Here is a 16492-nt window from a genome sequence, read left to right on the forward strand (position 1 = left end):
ATCACACCACGGGCTCCCACGCGCCCGTGAACGCGTCGAAGCGGCGCACGTTGACGCTCAGCGCCCGGTACACCTGCGTGTCCGCCCCCACGTCCACCGGCGCCCCATCCGCGGGCACCGTCAGCCGGTCGAAGCGCGCGCCGGTGAACCAGCGGTGCGGCCGAGGCTCCAGGACGAAGAGCCCCTCGTCGTCCAGGTTCACCTCGATGGGCACGAAGTCCACGCGCTGGAGCTCCACGGGCGGCGGGAAGTCCATCGCGACGCGGAAGGGCACGCGCGCCGAGCCCTGCGTCGCGACGCCCTCCAGGAACAGGGAGCGCCCCTGCATCACGTCCGCCTCCGCGCCCAGGGCGCTCGACGGCGGCTGGAGCAGCAGCGACAGCGACCTCGCCATGCCCGCGATGCCAGGGGAGCGCCCCAACACGCGCGCCTGTCCCGCGTCCGCGAGCAGGTCGAAGACCACCTCCCGGTCCCACTCGCCCAGCACGCGGCCCCCGGAGAAGAAGTCCCCTTCGTGCGCGTGCGCGGTGGGCAGCAGCGCGTCTCCCAGGCGGCGCAGCAGGGCCTGGGGCTGGAGGGGCGAGGCCTTCTCGAACAGGTAGATGGGCCCCAGCACCAGGCGCGCGGTGGTGAGCGTCACGCGCCAGCCGGTGTCGGTCGTGAATGCGCCGACGGCCGTCTCCCCGGACGCGAGCGCCGTGCGCAGGCCCATGCGGAAGGTGATGCTCCGGCCGCCGGTGCCGGACAGGCCGCAGCCCGCCGCGAGCGCTCCGCCCAACATCCACGTGAAGGCACGACGGGAGTAGCGCTTCATGGCCGGTCCTCCTGGAGGTCCAGGTACACGGTGAGGGTGCCGCGCACGGTGCGAGGCGCACCGGCGGAGAAGTGACGCGTGGCCAGCAGGGACGCGGGCGCGTCGGGGCCGCGGAAGTTGGACACGTAGTTGAACTCGGACTCGCGCCAGCGCGCGTCCAGCAGGTTCTCCACGGAAAGGCCCAGCTCCACCGCGCGCCACCGCGCGCGGGCCGCCACGTCGAAGAGGAAGATGGACTCGCTGTAGCGGTCCAGCGGCAGGGGCTTGGGCCCGATGGCGCTGTGCCCCAGCGCCACGCTCCACCCCACCGGCTGACGGGCCACGGTGGCCGTGCCCCGCCACGACGCGTCCACGCGCCCCAGCACCTGCGGGATGTACGGCAGCACCGCGCCGTCCCACAGCTTCCACGGCGAGGCCCCGGGCACCGGCTGTGTCGCGCGGGCCCACGCGAGGCTCGCCTGCACGTCCAGGTGCTGCTCCCACTGGAAGCGCGCGCTGCCGAACGCGCCCAGCCGCTGCGACGGGCCAATGGGCTGGTTGCGCCCCGTCGTCTCGCTGAACACCAGGTCCTGCGACACGCGCGTGGCGAACACGGCGCTCCGCAGCTCCAGCGAGGACGGACCGTCGGCCCAGCGCCAGCCCAGGCCCGTCTCCCCGGATGTCACCCGCGCATAGGGCGCGAATTCCGCGTCGGACAGGCCGGCCGCGTCGCTGGAGCGGGCGCCCAGGCCCGCGCTGGTCAGCCACGTGAGGCGCGGCGTCAGGCGCACCTCCGCGCTGGCTCGAGGGCTGGCGAAGAAGCCATAGGCCTCCACGGACTCCTCCGGGATGCGAGCCCCCTGCCGGTCCTCCGCTGGCCGGTTCAGGTCCTCCACGCCGAACAGGAACGCGTCCACGCGCACGCCGCCTCGCAGCGTGAGCCACTCCAGCGGCGCGCCGCGCAGGGACAGGTACGCGCCCAGGTTCGTCACGCGCACCTGGTTGTCGAACACGGTGGCGTAGGGCGCGCCGCCCTTGTCGCGCAGGCGCCGAGCGCGGGTGTGCACGGTGTCGTAGCGGGCCACGTAGCCCAGCTCCACCGGCTGCGGCTGGCCCCACCAGGTGAGGCCTGGCGTATAGCGGCCGCGCAGGCCCACGGTGGTGCCCTGATAGGACTGCTCCGTGTTGTCGCCGCGCTGGAACTCACCAATGGGCGGCGTGTCCTGGAGGAAGCCGGTGAAGTTCTCGCGGCTGCGCATCTGCCGGGCGATGGCGAAGGCCTGCTGCACGAAGCGGCCTCCGCGCTCCAGCCGGGACGTCAGCTCCACGGAGGCGATGTGGCGCTGGCTCGCGCCGCCCTGGTTCGGGTCGTAGAGACAGAAGAACTGCGAGTCCGCGTCCTGCTCACACGGCAGCCGCGCGTCCACGACGTCCGTCTCCCGCACCACGCCCGCGGAGGCGTAGCGCGCGGCGTAGCTCGCGCCGAACAGGCGCAGCTTCGCCTCCGGGCCCAGGCGCAGCTCCGTCTGGGCCATCAGCCCCGCGTTCGCGTACGCGCGGTTGGGACCGAAGCCGTGCCCCTGGCGCAGCAGCACGCCGACGAAGGTGGCGGCGGTGGACTCGGGAGGGCCCCACACCAGGGACAGCCGGCGCGACGCGAAGCTGCCGTAGCTGGCGGACGCGGTGATGCCCCGCCGCTCCAGCCCCAACTGGTACTCCACGGTGCCCGCGACGCCGAAGTCGCCCTGGGATGGATCATACGGTCCCTCCGTCACGCGCAGCGACTGCACCAGCTCTGGGATGATGAAGTACGTGTCCGCGTAGCCGTGACCGTGGGCGTTGGAGACCTCGTTGAGGGGAACGCCGTCCAGGCGCATCTCCACGTCCTTGCCCTCGCCCGCGTCGAAGCCGCGCAGGTAGACGGTCTCCGCGTGCCCCTCCCCACCGTGGTTGGCGAGCATCACGCCCGGAGCGAGCAGCATCAGGTCCGTGGCCGAGTTGCGAGGCACGTCCGCCAGCTGCCCCACCGTGATGTGGAAGTCCCCCACCGCGACCGGAGGCGGAGCGGCGGACTGCCCGCGCACCGTGGTGGAAAATGAGGACGGCTCCGGCTTCGCGGGCGCTGGGGCCTGCACCTCCGTGGAAGCCCGCGCATCCGTCGAGGCCGTCGGAGGCTCTGGCCGCGTGAGCGCTGTCTGCTCCGCGCCCGTGGGCGCCGGAGGCACGGGCGGAGAGCGCTCCTCCGCGAGCGGCATGGCCTCCGCCACCGGCTCGAACATCACCGGCACGTCCACGCGCACCTCCAGCGGCTCCTCGCCCTGGCGCGCGGGCTCGAAGCGCCAGCGCAGGGCCGCCGCCATCGCGGCCTGGTCGAACGCCACGCCCCCGGACTCCTGGACCTCCACCTGGGACACCTCGCCCCCGCTGTCGATGGTCAGCCGCAGCAGCACCCGCACGGCCTCCGTCAACGGCGGGACGTCCGCAGGCATCACGGGCGGCGGCGCCTCCACGGGGACGGGCGGCGTCACGGGCGCTTCGGGCGACGCGCTCAACAGCCAGAGCACCAGCGTCGGGATGAACACGGGCAACGACCTCGGACTTCGGGGTCCACCCGGCACGGGCGGACCTCCCAACGGCCGCCCGTGGATATCGCAACCCAGACTTGACTTGCAACATAGTTACAAATACCAACTGGATGCATGAACCGACGAAGCAAGTGGACCCGTGGCCTGCTGCCAGGTGCTTTGGCACTCATGGCCTCCGGCTGCGGTGACGCCGTGGCGCGGGGCGACGTGCGGGTGTCGTTGAGCGGCGGGGACGGCACGCAGCGCGGCTACGCGGATCACCTCTTCCAGGACGGCTGGTCCGTGCAGTTCACGAAGTACCTGGTGTCCCTGGGCGACTTCACCCTCACCTCCGCGGCCGGCGACGTGCACGCCACGACGGAGCACCTGCTGGTAGACGTGCAGAAGGGGGACGTGCCCCTCACCGGCCTCACGGGCCTGGAGGCGGGGCGCTACGGCGTGGCCTTCCGCGTGAGCCCTCCGGAGGCGCGCACCGTGGCGGGCACGTCCGTGTCCGAGGACGACCTGGCGATGATGCGCGAGCGCGGCTTCAGCTACTTCGTGGAGGGCCGCGCGCAGAACCGCGACCCCGCGCTGGGCCTCTACACCTTCCGCATGGGCTTCCCCGTGGACGCGCGGATGGTGGACTGCATCAACGGCGTGGACGGCACCCAGGGAATCGTCGTGCCGGAGAGCTCCGTGGCGGAGGCGGAGGTCACCATCCACGCCGAGCACATGTTCTACGACCGGCTGGGCACCCACCGCGGCGTGCAACTGCGCTTCGAGGCCATCGCCGCCACTGCGGACGCGAACCACGCCATCACGCCGGAGGGGCTGGCGTCCCAGGATCTGCTCGACCTGCGCGGACTGGACGGCGGCGAGCTGCGCGACGCCCAGGGCCAGCCGGTCGTCTACCAGCCCGGCGCCTACGCCCTGCGCACGCTCCAGGAGTTCGTCACCCAGAGCATCGTGGATCAGGCACACCTCAACGGCGGCGGCGTCTGCACCGTCGCCGCGCCGTAGGGCCTCCCCGTCACGAAAAGGGAAGGCCCCGGCGGAGGCGTCAGGCCTTGGGCGCTTCCTTCGCGGCGCGCTGCGCTTCGACCTCGCGCCGCACGTCATCCATGTTCAGCGCGCGGACCTGCCGCAGCAGGTCCTCCAGCGCCGCCGCCGGCATCGCGCCCGGCTGCTCGAACAGCAGGATGCCGTCCCGGAACACCATCAGCGTGGGGATGGAGCGAATCTCGAAAGCACCGGACAACTCCGGCTGCGCGTCGGTGTCGATCTTCCCGAACACGACGTCCGCGTGCTTGTTGGAGGTGCTCTCGAAGATGGGCGCGAACGCGCGGCAGGGACCACACCAGGTCGCCCACCAGTCCAGGATGACGATGCCGCTCTTGCCCACCGTCTCCTTGAAGTTGTCCTTCGTGATTTCGAGCGTCGCCATGAGGTCCTCCTACCGAACGTCCAACAGCTCCACCTCGAACAGGAGGGTGGCGTTGGGGGGAATCACACCGGCCGCACCGCGCGAGCCGTAGCCCAGCTCCGGCGGGATGGTGAGCTTGCGGATGCCGCCGACCTTCATGCCCGCGACGCCCTGGTCCCAGCCCTGGATGACCTGGCCCGCGCCCAGCCCGAAGGTGAAGCCCTGACCCCGGTCCCGGCTGCTGTCGAACTTCTTGCCGTCCGTGAGCGTGCCCACGTAGTGCACCGTCACCCGCTTGCCGGCGACCGCTTCCGCCCCGGTCCCGACCTTCACGTCTTCCACTCCCAAGCTCATGTCAGGCTCCTCGGGCGGAAGAATCCGCCCTGGAAAGATGCGCACTCTAACGCCGTGCGCAGCCTCCCGCCTCCCTGAATGCCCCACCCTGGCCCGGAATAAAAAAGTGACGGCGGGGCTCCGGATGATTCCGGACACCCCGCCGCCAGCTCCTGCCATGGAGACTTCAGGTCAGAACGTGCCACCCACGTTCAGCGTGGTCGTGTAGCTACCACCGCCCGACGGGTCGCTGCCGCCCGGATCGATGTCCGGAGCGAACTGCTTGTCGAACAGGAAGTTGTAGTAGCCACGCAGGTCCGCGGTGAAGTGGCCGAAGTGGCCGCGCACGCCCACGCCCGCCGGGATGTTGCCCACGGTGTCGTCGCTGTAGCCGAGCGACTCACCGCCGCGGAAGTGGTAGTTGCTGATGCCGATGCCGCCCAGGAGGTACGGCTGCACCGCCGTCGGCGTCACGGCCAGCGTCAGGGCCGCCTGGCCACCGTTGCGCACCAGGTCCGGACCGTCATCCGCACCCGCGGCACCCGCGTCCTTGATGTTGTTCAACGCGCCGGAGTAGCCCACTTCGACGCCCAGCACGGACGTCGGCTTGAGCGACGCCGTCACGGCCGCGGAGGGACCGGGAGCAATCTGCGGAGCCAGGGCGCCGGTGTAGCCTTCCACACCGCCACCGATGAGGAGCGTCAGCCCCTTCTTGTCGTTCTTGCTCTTCTTCTCCACCTCCAGCGGCTGGATGTCCTCATTGGACGACGCCGTGGGCGCGTAGGCCGGAGGCGGCGTGGTCATGCCGCTGCCACCCGTGGCCTGCTCGCCGGACAGCGAGCTGTCACTCTGGCTCATGCCGCCGCTGCTCGTGCCGGACGGAGGCGGAGGCGGAGCAGGAGGCTCCGCGGGAGGCTGCGCCTGGGGAGTCGATTCGAGCGGTTCGCTCTGCGGCATGACGTCACTGGAGCCACTGCCTCCCACGCCAGCGCCGCTGCCGCCCACGCCGGACTCGTTCACCGGCTCGCAACGCAGCGGCGTGTTCAGGTAGATGGCGCCGCTGCCACCCGTGCCCTTGGAGCTGGGGCTGCTCAGGCCCTGGTCGCTGGTGCCCAGGTTCTGACCGCTCGTCGAGGAGTCGTCGATCGACCCGCTGCCGCCCGTTCCTTGAAGCGATTCATCCACCGGCGCCTCCTCGATGGTGAGGTCCTCCTCCTGGACCCCGCCCTGAGAGGATTGCGCCGTCATGTCCTTGTGCTTGTCCTTGTGGACCGCGGCCTGCCCTGGAGGGCAATCCTTCTCCGCCGCACCCGCGCCCGTCCCATACATGAGCGCCGCGATGGCGCCCGCCAGAATCTTCGCTTTCATCCAACCCTCCATCGTCGACTGACTGACATGAAGGTTGTCGTGCGAGGGACATCCGGCAAGCCTTGCGCGGAAGGTCAAAGACAGCTGACCTGCACGCCTGCCCCCCAGGGGGGAAGACGTGGTTTCAGAGCCACTTCACGGGGACGGAGGGCTCGGACGCCCCCCTATCCACCGTCAAAGACAGACGTCCATGGACCTCCGTCAGGCGTTGCGAAGCCAGGCCGAACCGGTGACGACAGGCAATTGCAGCGCGCGCTCACGGTCCAGGTCCAGGTTGCCGATGTGCAGCGACAGCGGCGACTGCACCCACTTGTAGATGGACTGGTGGAACAGGCGCACGAAGCGGTCCACGTACCCGCCCAGCCGCTCCGCATCCACCTCCGGGAACATCGCGGTGAGCGCGGTGCGCATCTCCGACGGAGTGAGCTTCTCCCCCGCGTGCAGGTAGAAGCACGCGTCCAGGATGGGGAAGGGCATCAGCTCCTCTTCGCCCACCTGATCATGCGCCAGCTCCGGCCCCGCGGGCTTGGCCAGCACCTTGCGGATGCCCTCGTAGCCGGTGGTCTCCTGCAAGTAGTCCAGCAGGTACATCACCACCGTCTTGGGCACGTTGGCGATGACCGCGAGCGCGCCCATCAGGTCACCGCCGATGGTGGTGTAGCCCACGGACTTCTCGCTCATGTTGCCCGTCTGCAGGAACAGGCCGCCGCAGGAGTTGCTCCAGTTCCACATGCGCTGGGCGCGGATGCGGGCCTGGATGTTCTGCTCGGTGATGGGCGTGAGCTTCTGCTCGCCCAGCATCGTCTGGGCGGCGGCCTTCTCCCGCTCGAAGGCCTCTTCGATGGAGACCACCTGGAAGGGCACGCCCAATTCCCGCGCGATGGTCTCCGCCGCGTCGCGCGTCTGCTGGCTGGAGTACGGGCTGGGCATGTAGAACGCCTGGATGAGCGAGCCCGGGTTGTCCGGCCGCGCGCGCTTCGCGTACCGGTGCGCGATGAGCAGCGTGAGCAGCGAGTCCCGTCCGCCCGACAGCGCGATGCCGAACAGCTTGAAGGCGCGCGTCTTCTCGAAGTAGTCGCCCACGCCCAGGGACAGCGCGTCCAGGATGTCCTCGCACAGCGCCACGCGCGCGGTGCGGCGGGTGTCCGGCGCGGGGAGGAAGAAGCTGCGGTGCGCGGGCACGGGGTATGTCAGCTTCTGGCGCTCGGTCTTCACCGCCTGCGTGCAGTCCAGCGTGGGCACCTGCTTGCCGCCGGCCGACACCCAGTCCTCGCGGTCCACGCGCCAGGTGGTGTTCTCCGTGCGCAGGCGCAGCGTGCGGTCCAGGTCCACCACGGCGGAGGTGAAGCCCTGCTGGAAGCGCGGCGTCTCCAGCACGTGGCGGCCGTTCTGGTTGATGAAGCCGCCGCCGTCGAAGACGAGGCCGTCGTTGCTGCCCACCGCGTTCGCGTACGCGATGGTCACCTGGTGGTCGGACGCGCGCGTGGCGATGAGCTCGCGGCGCGTCTCCCAGAAGCCCAGCCGGAAGGGGGACGCGGACAGGTTCACCACCAGCTCGCCGCCGGAGTACGCGCGCCGGCGCATGGGGCCGTCCGCGCTCCAGATGTCCTCGCACACCTCCGGCGCCAGCGTGCCGAAGTCGAACTGGAAGAGGTAGTCACCCAGCGGCACGCCCCGGTGCGTCTCCGCCATGCCCGGCTGGCCGTGGCCGAAGGTGCGGCCCTCATAGAAGACGTTGTACGTGGGCAGCTTCTCCTTCGGCACCAGGCCCAGCACCTTGCCGCCCGCCACCACCGCCGCGCAGTTGAGGCGCACGCCCTGGTGGGCCACGCCCACGCCCAGGATGCTCACCAGCGGCAGCGCCGCGGTCTCCTTCGCGAAGCGCTCCAGCTCCGGCCACTGGTGGTCGATGAAGCCCTGCCACTGGACCAGGTCCTCCGCGGGGTAGCCGGCGATGACCTGCTCGGGGAAGACGCCCAACGTGACGTCCTCCGCCGCCATCTTCCTCGCCAGGTCCAGCACCCGGTCGGTGTTCGCCTGGAAGGCGCCCACGGTGGTGTTGACGCTGGCGATGCCAATCTTCACGAGCCGCATGGTGCGTCGCTCTCCTCGGAAGGCGTGATGTCCCGAGCAATGCGCGCATGGGGGGGCCAGGGCAAGCGGATGATGCGGCCTTGGGGCCCCGGGCGTTCAGTTCCCTCGGCCGGAGGGCCCGGCTAGTTCAGCGGTCCGCTGGGGCGCACCGGCTGCAACTGGCTCAAGAGGTCGCTCACGTCCACCAGCACCTGCTCCAGGCGGCGGCGCACGTCCAGCTCGCCCAGCAGCTCCTGCCGCCGTCCGGGCTCCGGCACCAGCGCGGAGGCCACCACGTCCGCCAGCATGCCCCCACCGGCGCGCGCGGCCACCGGCAGCAGGCTCTCCGCGAACGAGGGCGGCACCCGGCCCGCCAGCTCGAAGACGGCCTGGCGCAGCTGCTCCTCCTCCGGCCCGGTGTAGGGCGGATCCGCCAGCACCTGGGCGCGCACCTGGCGGTAGAGGGTGTCCGGCGACAATTCCTTCACCATCCGGACGCGGCTGACGCCCTGCAGGAGGATGTTGTAGCGCCCGTCCTCCACCTGTTCGTCCCAAACGATGACGCCCGCGCACATCAGGGGCTGCAGCGGCGGACGGCCCTCGTAGTTGCCCTCCCAGCCCGGCTCCAGCTGGCCCAGGGCCAGCACCCGGTCCGTGGCGAGGGCGTCCTTCACCAGCGCCCGGTAGCGCGGCTCGAAGATGTGCAGGGGAATCACGGTGTGCGGGAACAGGACCGCCGACGGCAGGGGAAACACCTTCAGCGCACCGGCGGCGCGTTCCACGGTCTCTTGTGCGGTCATGGTCACCCTTCCCCGTGTGTAAGCCCCCGGGGCATGGGGCGCATTCCAATCAGGCAGGCATCCGGGCCCGGGGTCCCGGTGGCAAGGGCCCCGGGTTCCGCTAGGGTGCGCCCCCGAATGTCCTCGACCGAGCCTTCCCCCCAGACCTCCCCGGCCGCCACGGCCGCTGACGCCCCGAAGCTGTCCTGGTACCGCCGGATGTACCTGCGCGTGGAGGCCGCCGCCTCCACCCCGCACGCGCTCGCCACCATGATGGCGGTGTCGGTGGTGGATGGATCCGTCTTCCCCATCCCGCCCTTCGCGGTGCTGGTCCCCATGGTGCTCGCCCAGCCGAAGAAGTGGGTGCGCTACTGCCTGCTCGGTACCCTGGCGAGCCTGGTGGGCGGCCTCATCGGCTACGGCCTGGGCGCGTTCGTGGGCGAGGGCATCACCCAGCTGCTGCACATCGACCTGGACGTGCGCGTGGACCGCTTCGGCGTGTCCGGCACGGTGGGCGAGCTGTTGGGGCGCAACTTCTGGGTGCTGGCGCTCCTGTGCTCCATCCTGCCCACGCCGTTCAAGATCGTCGCCATCGGCAGCGGCCTGGTGTCGGTGCCGCTGGAGCGCTTCCTCCTGGCGTCCATCATTGGCCGCTCGGTGCGCTTCTTCCTGGTGGGCAGCGTGGTGCGCTTCTTCGGCCCCACCGCCCGCAAGTGGCTGCGCGTCTGACGCGCGCCTAGCCGCGGCGCGCGCCGCCCACCGCGCCGCGCGCCGCCACCTTCGGGGAGCTGCCCTCCACCAGCACCTCCTCCACCGTGGACAGGAGCACGTCCGGGCGCACCGGCTTCTCCAGCACCCGCTGGGCCACCGTCTCCACGAACGCCCTCGCCTCCGGCGATGACGCCCCGCCGGAGATGAACACCACCCGCGACGCCAGCTCGGGCGCCTGCTGCTGGAGCCGCCGGTACACCGCGATGCCGTCCATGCCCGGCATCTGCAGGTCGCACAGCACCACGTCGAAGGACTCGCCCGCCGCCACCTTCTCCAGCGCGTCCTCGCCGCGCGTGACGGTGACGACCTCGTGGCCAGGCTCCAGCAAGAGGCGCATGGACTGCGCCAGCCGGGGCTCGTCGTCCACGATGAGCACCCGCCCGCGCCGCCCGGAGGCCGCCGGCGCCGGAGCCTCCTCGAGGCTCGCCACGGCATGCAGCGCCGGAGGGCTCCCCGCGCTCTGCACGGGCGCGGGCGGAAGCAGCAGCGTGAAGGTGGCGCCCTGGCCCGGAGAGCTGTGCACGCGCAGCTCGCCCCCGTGCGTGCGGACGATCTGCTGACAGATGGCGAGCCCCAGGCCGGTGCCCTCGTCACTGCCCTTGGTGGTGAAGAACGGGTCGAAGATGCGCGGCAGCACGTCCGGCGGGATGCCGCCGCCCGTGTCCTCCACCTCCACGCGCGCGTGGCCGGAGGCATCCGTGCTGGTGCGCACGCGCACCTCGTGGCGGCCGGGGTCCCCTTCCGGGATGGCCTGCAGGGCGTTCACCAGCAGGTTGAGCAGCACCTGCCCCAGCCGCGCCTCGCTGCCCAGCACGCGCGGCACCGGCCCGAAGTCCTCCACCAGCCGCGCCCGCGCGCGCAGGGCGTGCAGCACCACGCGCACCGCGGGCGGCACCAGCGCGTTCAGGTCCACCAGGCCGCGCTCCGGCGCGCCCTCGCGGCTGAACACCTGCAGGTCCCTCACGATGAGGCGGATGCGCTCCGCGCCCTCCTGGGCCCCGCGCACGCTGGAGAGCGCGTCGCGCACGCAGGACGGTGCCTGCGCGCCCTCCGGAGAAAGGCCCGCCGCGAGGCTCCTGCGCGCGGCCTCCAGGTTCAGCGCCAGGTAGGCCAGCGGGTTGTTGATTTCATGGCCCACGCCCGCGGCCAGCGTGCCCACGGCCGCCACGCGCTCGGCGGCCACCAGCCGCGCCTGCAGCTCCTTCGTCGCGGTGACGTCGCGGTGGGTCGCCACGAAGTGCGTCACGGCCTGGCCGTTGGCGCGCACCGGGGACAGCTGCATCTCGCTCCACACCCGCGTGCCATCCGGCCGCGTCAGCGCCACCTCCGCGCGCAGCGAGCGCTCCTCGCGCAGCGCCTCCAGCAGCCGCTGCCGGTCCCCGCCGTCCGCGGACGCCAGCAGCTCCCCGGGCGCCGCGCCGACGAGCTCCTCGCGCCGCCGGCCCACCAGCGCGCACAGCGCCTCGTTGACGAAGACGGTGTGCAGGCCGCCCGACTCGCGCACCTCGCAGATGAGCACGCCCTCGTGCACCGCGCGCACGGTGGTGGCCAGCAGCTCCAGCAGCTCCACCGCCTGGCGGCGCTCCGCGCGCGCCGCCGCGAGCAGCAGGCCCGTCAGCGCGGTGATGCCGATGAAGAGCTGCAGCACCACCAGCCCCCGGTGCGGCAGGTCCACCGTGAAGAACGGGCCCAGCTCCCGCGCCGTGCCGGCGATGGCCGCCAGCGCGATGGAGAGCGAGGACAGCGCCGCCCCCCGCAGCCCGAAGCCCAGCGCCGCCCAGGCCATCAGCGGGAAGAGCAGGAACGTCATCGCGTGCGCCGCCCCGGAGCCCGGCCGGGGGAAGGCGAAGACGCCCACGCACACCATGACCGTCAGCGCCGTGAGCAGCAGCGCCTCCCACGAGCGCGCCATGCGCCGAGGCCTGCGCAGCAGCAGCACCGGCGTCACCAGCAGCATGCCCAGCAGGTCCGCCATCCACCACAGCCAGCCGGCGGCGCCCCACTGCGCGAAGGGCACCACCCCGCCCAGGACAAGCCCCAGCGTGCCCATCCCGGAGCCCACGAGCGCCCCCAGCCCCGCGCCCGCGCCCAGCCACACGACGTCGCGCACGCGGTGCAGCTCCCGCGCGCCCTCCATCTTCCGGAACAAGAGCGCCGGCAGCACCGCCTCCAGCGTGGAGCCCAGCACGACGGACAGCCCCACGCCCGGGGTCACCCCCATGGCGTACGACACCGCGCCCGCGCCCAGCGCCACCGCGGGCCAGCGCGACACGCCCAGCAGCAGGAGCCCGCCCAGCGCCACGCCCGACGGCAACCACACGGGACAGATGTGGCTCTTCTCCGCGGCCAGCGACAGCGCCACCCGCGCGGCCAGCAGGTACACCGCCGCCAACGCGAGGACCTCCACGAGGCCCCGGACCGGGAACGCCGCCACACGGGCCTGAGGACGACCTTGGATGATGACTCCCCCCGTCCCTTCCAGGCCGTGACACCAGGGCCGGCAGGAACATGCGTCATGCTAGCGGGGACCGCAGTGCGTTGCACCCCATCCGCCGGCAGGCCCGCCCGGCAGGCAGGCGGTGTGCGGCAGGCGATGCAATGGACACCCTTGGGGACCGTAGGAAGGGGCAAGGAGGAACGAAATCCATGTCGCGTCCCGGTCTTGCTGCGCTGCTGTCGTTCTTCATCCCCGGCGTGGGGCAGATCTACAACGGTGACATCCTGCGCGGGGTCTTCTGGCTCATCATCACGCCCGGCTTCTGGCTGGGCACGGGCGGCATCCTCGGCTGGGTGTGCCACGTCATCGCCGCGGCCACCGCCTACAACCGCGCCGAGGACAAGGAGCGGATGAGATACGGCATGGGCTAGTCGCGCGGCCTTGATGCTCGGAAGAGCCCGGACATGAAAAAGGGGCCCACCGGCCCCTCGCCCACCGCCGCCCCGGTGCCCTCATGGGCCGGGGCGGTGTTGCTTCATCGGACTCAGGTGTTGAACGCGTCGGGCAGCGGCTGCGGGCCCGGGATGATGCCGGCGATATCGGGATCCTCTTCGCCCGGCCCGCGAGTCGGACGGTTGTCCTTCTCGGTCTTGCGCTCGGCCTTCTTGGCGTCCTTCTCGCGCTGCTTCTGCGCGCGCGCCATCTCCTTCTGCCGCTTTGTGGACCTTCCCTGCATGGAGCCTCCTGGGAAAACATTGACCGAAAAAGAGGCCCGGCCCCGTCAAGGCCGGACCTCGTGGATGCGTGAAGAGCAACTGAGCCGGGAGGCTCAGCCGACCGGGCGGACGTTCTCCGCCTGCAGGCCCTTGGGGCCCTTCTTCACGTCGAACTCCACCTTCTGGCCTTCAGCCAGGGTGCGGAAGCCGTCCGACTGGATGGCCGTGTGGTGGCAGAACACGTCCGGACCACCGCTGTCCTGCGTGATGAAACCAAAGCCCTTCGCATCATTGAACCACTTCACCGTACCACTTGCCATGATCTGCTTCCTTGTCCCACAGACAACCCGGCGAGAGCGCCGGGCTGCCCGCCCCGTGACTTTGGGGCGAAGACCGCGCCTTAACCCTGAACAGGCATGAAGTCGAGCCGGGAACCACTCCCGGTCTCCCTCACGGCGTCGAAGGTAACAACCTCGATCTCGGGGTGAAACGCCTTCTCGGGGCCGGGCATTTCCCGCTGGCTGACGCTCCAGGCAGCCAGGGGTGACACTTTTCGGGCGCACGGGTGTTCTGGAATAGTTTCCACCCCTGAACACTTCCGCCTGGACGTGTCCTATCGTGGGATCCGCCCGTACCCGCTCCACCCTGCCGTCCCCCTCCCGTGAGGCGTCCTTCCCAGTGACAAACCCGACCCGTGTGACCTTTGGCCAGCGCGATGCCTCCTTCGCGGAGGACCTGAAGCGGCGCGTCTCCGAGTACTTCGAGACCCGGAACCTCTCTCAGCGGGCCAACAAGGCCATGTACGTGAAGGCCCTGTCCATCATGGGCTTCACGGCGGGCGTCTACGGCTTGTTGCTCAGCGGCCACTTCAACGCCTGGGGCATGCTGGGCCTGGCTGTACTAATGGGCGTGGCCATCGCGGGCATCGGATTCTGCATCGGCCATGACGGCGTGCACGGCTCGTACAGCGACGACGCGAAGGTGAACGCGGTGGTGGGCTTCGCGTTCGACCTGATTGGCGCCAACAGCTACATGTGGCGCATCACCCATAACGTCCTGCACCACACGTACACGAACATCCAGGGCATGGACGAGGACCTGACGGTGAGCCCGCAGCTGCGGCTGTCGCCGTACAGCGAGTGGAAGCCGTACCACCGCTTCCAGCACCTGTACGCGTTCACGGCGTACTCGTTCACCACCGTCTTCTGGGTGTTCGCCAAGGACTACAAGTACTTCTTCCAGAAGGACCTGGGCCCCTACAAGGGCAAGAAGCACGCGCCGGCCGAGTGGGCCGCCTGCTGGCGATGAAGGCCGTGTACTACGGCTGGACGCTGGTGATTCCGTGGCTGGTGCTGGACGTCACCTGGTGGCAGTTCGTGCTGGGACAGCTGGCCATGCACCTGACGGCGGGCTTCATCCTGGGCATCGTCTTCCAGCTGGCGCACGTGGTGGAGGACGCCGAGTACCCCGTGCCGGACACGGACGGAAAGGTGGAGGACGCGTGGATGGTGCACCAGCTGCGCACCACCGCGAACTTCGCCCGCAAGAACCGCCTGCTGAGCTGGTACGTGGGCGGCCTCAACTTCCAGGTGGAGCACCACCTGTTCCCCAAGGTGTGCAGCATCCACTACCCGGCCCTGAGCGAGATCGTGAAGGCCACCGCCCACGAACACGGCCTGCCCTACATCGAGGCGGAGACCTTCCGGAGCGCCGTGGCGTCGCACTACCGCATGCTCAAGATGCTGGGCCGCCCGCCCGCGGTGGACGCCATCCCGGAGCAGCCCAAGCCGAAGCTCGCCGTGGCCGCCTGAGCCACCCGGCCATCGCGCGGTAGCCCCAGGGGCCGTCCTCCTCATCCGAAGGAGGCGGCCCCTGCTGCTTTTCAGGCGCCCGCGGTCCGCAGCGCGGCCAGAAGCTCCCCCGCCGAGGACACCACCGCGCGAGCCCCGTGCGCGTGCAGCTCCTCCGCCGTGCGGAAGCCCCAGGTGACGCCCACGCCGTACATGCCCGCGGCCTTCGCGGTGTCCATGTCCACGGAGGTGTCCCCCACGAAGCCGCACGCCTCCGGCGCCACGCCCAGCTCCGCCGCCAGGGCCAGCGCCGCGGTGGGGTCCGGCTTGCGGGGGATGCCCGGCCGCTCGCCGTACACGGCCGTGAAGCGCACCCCGGGCAGCAGCCGCGCCGCCAGCCGCTTCACGAAGTCGTCGGACTTGTTGCTGAGCACGCCCAGCCGCACGCCGTCCGCCGCCAGCTCCGCGAGCGCGTCCTCCACGCCCGGGTAGGCATACGTCCGGTCGAACAGGTGGGTGTCGTAGTAGGCGTGGTAGGTGGCCAGCACCTGCCCCTGGAGCGCGGGGGGCGCGCCGCCCGTGGCCCGCTCCGCCAGCTTCGCCACGCCCTCTCCCACGAAGCGCAGGTAGGCGGCCTCCGGGTGCGGCGGCAGGCCGTGCTGCTGAAGCGCGTGGTTCATCGCCGTGGCGATGTCCCCCAGCGAGTCCACCAGCGTCCCATCCAGGTCGAAGAGCACGGCGCGCAGGAACATGATGGGCGCTTCTCTAGCAGAAACGCGAACGCCCCGACCCAGGCAGGGTCAGGGCGTCTTTTGTAAAGCGCGGATCCCGGAACCGGCCGGGATCCGCCGCGAAGCTCTGGTTACGGCGTGGCGGCGGCGGTCTTCTCACCGGTCGCGGCGCCACCGGCCTGGATGACCGCGAAGTTGATGTTGCCGTAGCCGGCCGTGGCGCAGCTGAACATCACCCGCTTGATGATCTTGAACTGGACGTCCTTGTTGGCCTGGATGTTGACGTCACCCTTGAAGGTTTCGCCACCGCCGGCCATGGAGTGCAGGTCCTCGAACTGCTTCTTCATGTCCCGCAGCTTCTCTTCCAGCGCGGGGATGTTGAGGTACTCGTCCTTGGTGAGGTCCTCCACCCGGCCCACGATGGTGCCCGACACGCTGACCTGGTCGTTGGACACCATCACCACCGGGTGCATCTCCACTTCCTTCACGTTGACCGCTTCGGGAAGGACGATGTCCTTGGTCATCATCAGCACCTCGCCCGTCGCGGAGAAGTTCGCGATGAGGAAGAGCACGATGATGACGAACATGTCGACGAGCGGGGTGATGAGCAGGTCCGCGTTGCCGTTCTTCTTGCCGTGACCGCCGTGGCCGAAGACCTTGGAGTGCTCCAGCCGCTTGCCGTACCGCTTACCGGGAACCTTGATGCCCATG

At 70.5% G+C, this 16492-nt stretch carries 17 protein-coding genes; 5 read left to right on the forward strand and 12 right to left on the reverse strand.

From position 1 onward, the window contains the following. Position 1: 1 nt before the first annotated feature. Positions 2-814, reverse strand: coding sequence for a hypothetical protein (locus ACX114_RS36955; RefSeq protein ID WP_459292285.1), 813 nt, complete (start codon positions 812-814; stop codon positions 2-4). Continuing rightward, positions 811-3375: a TonB-dependent receptor domain-containing protein gene (locus ACX114_RS36960; RefSeq protein WP_459292287.1), complete on the reverse strand. Its 2565-nt coding sequence runs from the start codon at positions 3373-3375 to the stop codon at positions 811-813. Before ACX114_RS36960 ends, ACX114_RS36955 begins: the two co-directional genes overlap by 4 nt. 171 nt (positions 3376-3546) lie before the next feature. On the opposite strand from ACX114_RS36960, the gene ACX114_RS36965 reads away from it, so the two are divergent. Then, a complete protein-coding gene (locus tag ACX114_RS36965) occupies positions 3547-4380 on the forward strand; it encodes a hypothetical protein (RefSeq protein WP_459292289.1) in 834 nt (277 codons plus the stop codon). Positions 4381-4420: 40 nt separating this feature from the next. Here ACX114_RS36965 and trxA read toward each other — a convergent pair whose 3' ends face one another. The 5 genes from trxA to ACX114_RS36990 form a co-directional block, all read right to left on the reverse strand. Further along, a complete protein-coding gene (gene trxA, locus ACX114_RS36970) occupies positions 4421-4804 on the reverse strand; it encodes a thioredoxin (protein ID WP_120592013.1) in 384 nt (127 codons plus the stop codon). Between the two features lie 9 nt (positions 4805-4813). Continuing rightward, positions 4814-5137, reverse strand: a complete 324-nt coding sequence (locus tag ACX114_RS36975; RefSeq protein ID WP_014400210.1) for an FKBP-type peptidyl-prolyl cis-trans isomerase — start codon at positions 5135-5137, stop codon at positions 4814-4816. 171 nt (positions 5138-5308) lie between these two features. Continuing rightward, positions 5309-6484 carry a hypothetical protein gene (locus tag ACX114_RS36980; RefSeq protein ID WP_459292291.1) on the reverse strand — a complete coding sequence of 392 codons (1176 nt, stop codon included), beginning with the start codon at positions 6482-6484 and terminating at the stop codon, positions 5309-5311. 201 nt (positions 6485-6685) lie between these two features. Beyond that, a complete protein-coding gene (gene nadE / locus ACX114_RS36985) occupies positions 6686-8578 on the reverse strand; it encodes an NAD(+) synthase (RefSeq protein ID WP_459292293.1) in 1893 nt (630 codons plus the stop codon). Between the two features lie 122 nt (positions 8579-8700). Next, on the reverse strand, positions 8701-9357 hold the full coding sequence (locus ACX114_RS36990; protein ID WP_459292295.1) for an LON peptidase substrate-binding domain-containing protein: 657 nt from the start codon (positions 9355-9357) through the stop codon (positions 8701-8703). A 117-nt stretch (positions 9358-9474) separates the two neighbouring features. On the opposite strand from ACX114_RS36990, the gene ACX114_RS36995 reads away from it, so the two are divergent. After that, positions 9475-10065, forward strand: coding sequence for a YqaA family protein (locus ACX114_RS36995; RefSeq protein WP_459292297.1), 591 nt, complete (start codon positions 9475-9477; stop codon positions 10063-10065). Positions 10066-10072: 7 nt separating this feature from the next. On the opposite strand, the gene espC is transcribed toward ACX114_RS36995, so the two are convergent. Continuing rightward, a complete protein-coding gene (gene espC, locus ACX114_RS37000) occupies positions 10073-12541 on the reverse strand; it encodes a serine histidine kinase EspC (RefSeq protein ID WP_459292299.1) in 2469 nt (822 codons plus the stop codon). 212 nt (positions 12542-12753) lie between these two features. Here espC and ACX114_RS37005 point away from each other — a divergent pair, with 212 nt between their 5' ends. After that, entirely contained in the window at positions 12754-12975 is a 222-nt protein-coding gene (locus ACX114_RS37005) for a hypothetical protein (protein WP_120560975.1), read from the forward strand. A 113-nt stretch (positions 12976-13088) separates the two neighbouring features. Here ACX114_RS37005 and ACX114_RS37010 read toward each other — a convergent pair whose 3' ends face one another. Both ACX114_RS37010 and ACX114_RS37015 read right to left on the reverse strand, forming a co-directional pair. Further along, positions 13089-13280, reverse strand: a complete 192-nt coding sequence (locus ACX114_RS37010; protein WP_014400217.1) for a hypothetical protein — start codon at positions 13278-13280, stop codon at positions 13089-13091. Positions 13281-13373: 93 nt separating this feature from the next. Continuing rightward, a complete protein-coding gene (locus ACX114_RS37015) occupies positions 13374-13580 on the reverse strand; it encodes a cold-shock protein (RefSeq protein WP_014400218.1) in 207 nt (68 codons plus the stop codon). Positions 13581-13938: 358 nt separating this feature from the next. Here ACX114_RS37015 and ACX114_RS37020 point away from each other — a divergent pair, with 358 nt between their 5' ends. Together ACX114_RS37020 and ACX114_RS37025 are read left to right on the forward strand one after the other, a co-directional pair. Continuing rightward, positions 13939-14568 carry a fatty acid desaturase family protein gene (locus ACX114_RS37020; protein WP_459292302.1) on the forward strand — a complete coding sequence of 210 codons (630 nt, stop codon included), beginning with the start codon at positions 13939-13941 and terminating at the stop codon, positions 14566-14568. Beyond that, positions 14547-15071 carry a fatty acid desaturase family protein gene (locus ACX114_RS37025; protein WP_459292304.1) on the forward strand — a complete coding sequence of 175 codons (525 nt, stop codon included), beginning with the start codon at positions 14547-14549 and terminating at the stop codon, positions 15069-15071. The genes ACX114_RS37020 and ACX114_RS37025 overlap by 22 nt, the downstream gene beginning before the upstream one ends. 71 nt (positions 15072-15142) lie before the next feature. Here the strand turns inward: ACX114_RS37025 and ACX114_RS37030 are convergent, their stop codons facing one another. After that, positions 15143-15802, reverse strand: a complete 660-nt coding sequence (locus tag ACX114_RS37030) for an HAD family hydrolase (protein ID WP_459292306.1) — start codon at positions 15800-15802, stop codon at positions 15143-15145. 110 nt (positions 15803-15912) lie between these two features. Continuing rightward, on the reverse strand, positions 15913-16491 hold the full coding sequence (locus ACX114_RS37035; RefSeq protein ID WP_459292308.1) for an ExbD/TolR family protein: 579 nt from the start codon (positions 16489-16491) through the stop codon (positions 15913-15915). Between the last annotated feature and the right edge of the window lies 1 nt (position 16492).

The organism is Corallococcus sp. M7, assembly GCF_054512695.1.

Bases quoted from the DNA above. Each gene is read 5' to 3' on its own strand.
- nadE (WP_459292293.1), bottom strand. From the start codon at position 8,578: ATGCGGCTCGTGAAGATTGGCATCGCCAGCGTCAACACCACCGTGGGC.
- ACX114_RS36955 (WP_459292285.1), bottom strand. From the start codon at position 814: ATGAAGCGCTACTCCCGTCGTGCCTTCACGTGGATGTTGGGCGGAGCG.
- trxA (WP_120592013.1), bottom strand. From the start codon at position 4,804: ATGGCGACGCTCGAAATCACGAAGGACAACTTCAAGGAGACGGTGGGC.
- ACX114_RS36990 (WP_459292295.1), bottom strand. From the start codon at position 9,357: ATGACCGCACAAGAGACCGTGGAACGCGCCGCCGGTGCGCTGAAGGTG.
- ACX114_RS36975 (WP_014400210.1), bottom strand. From the start codon at position 5,137: ATGAGCTTGGGAGTGGAAGACGTGAAGGTCGGGACCGGGGCGGAAGCG.
- ACX114_RS37005 (WP_120560975.1), top strand. From the start codon at position 12,754: ATGTCGCGTCCCGGTCTTGCTGCGCTGCTGTCGTTCTTCATCCCCGGC.
- ACX114_RS37010 (WP_014400217.1), bottom strand. From the start codon at position 13,280: ATGCAGGGAAGGTCCACAAAGCGGCAGAAGGAGATGGCGCGCGCGCAG.
- ACX114_RS36965 (WP_459292289.1), top strand. From the start codon at position 3,547: ATGGCCTCCGGCTGCGGTGACGCCGTGGCGCGGGGCGACGTGCGGGTG.
- ACX114_RS36980 (WP_459292291.1), bottom strand. From the start codon at position 6,484: ATGAAAGCGAAGATTCTGGCGGGCGCCATCGCGGCGCTCATGTATGGG.
- ACX114_RS36995 (WP_459292297.1), top strand. From the start codon at position 9,475: ATGTCCTCGACCGAGCCTTCCCCCCAGACCTCCCCGGCCGCCACGGCC.
- ACX114_RS37035 (WP_459292308.1), bottom strand. From the start codon at position 16,491: ATGGGCATCAAGGTTCCCGGTAAGCGGTACGGCAAGCGGCTGGAGCAC.
- ACX114_RS37030 (WP_459292306.1), bottom strand. From the start codon at position 15,802: ATGTTCCTGCGCGCCGTGCTCTTCGACCTGGATGGGACGCTGGTGGAC.
- ACX114_RS37015 (WP_014400218.1), bottom strand. From the start codon at position 13,580: ATGGCAAGTGGTACGGTGAAGTGGTTCAATGATGCGAAGGGCTTTGGT.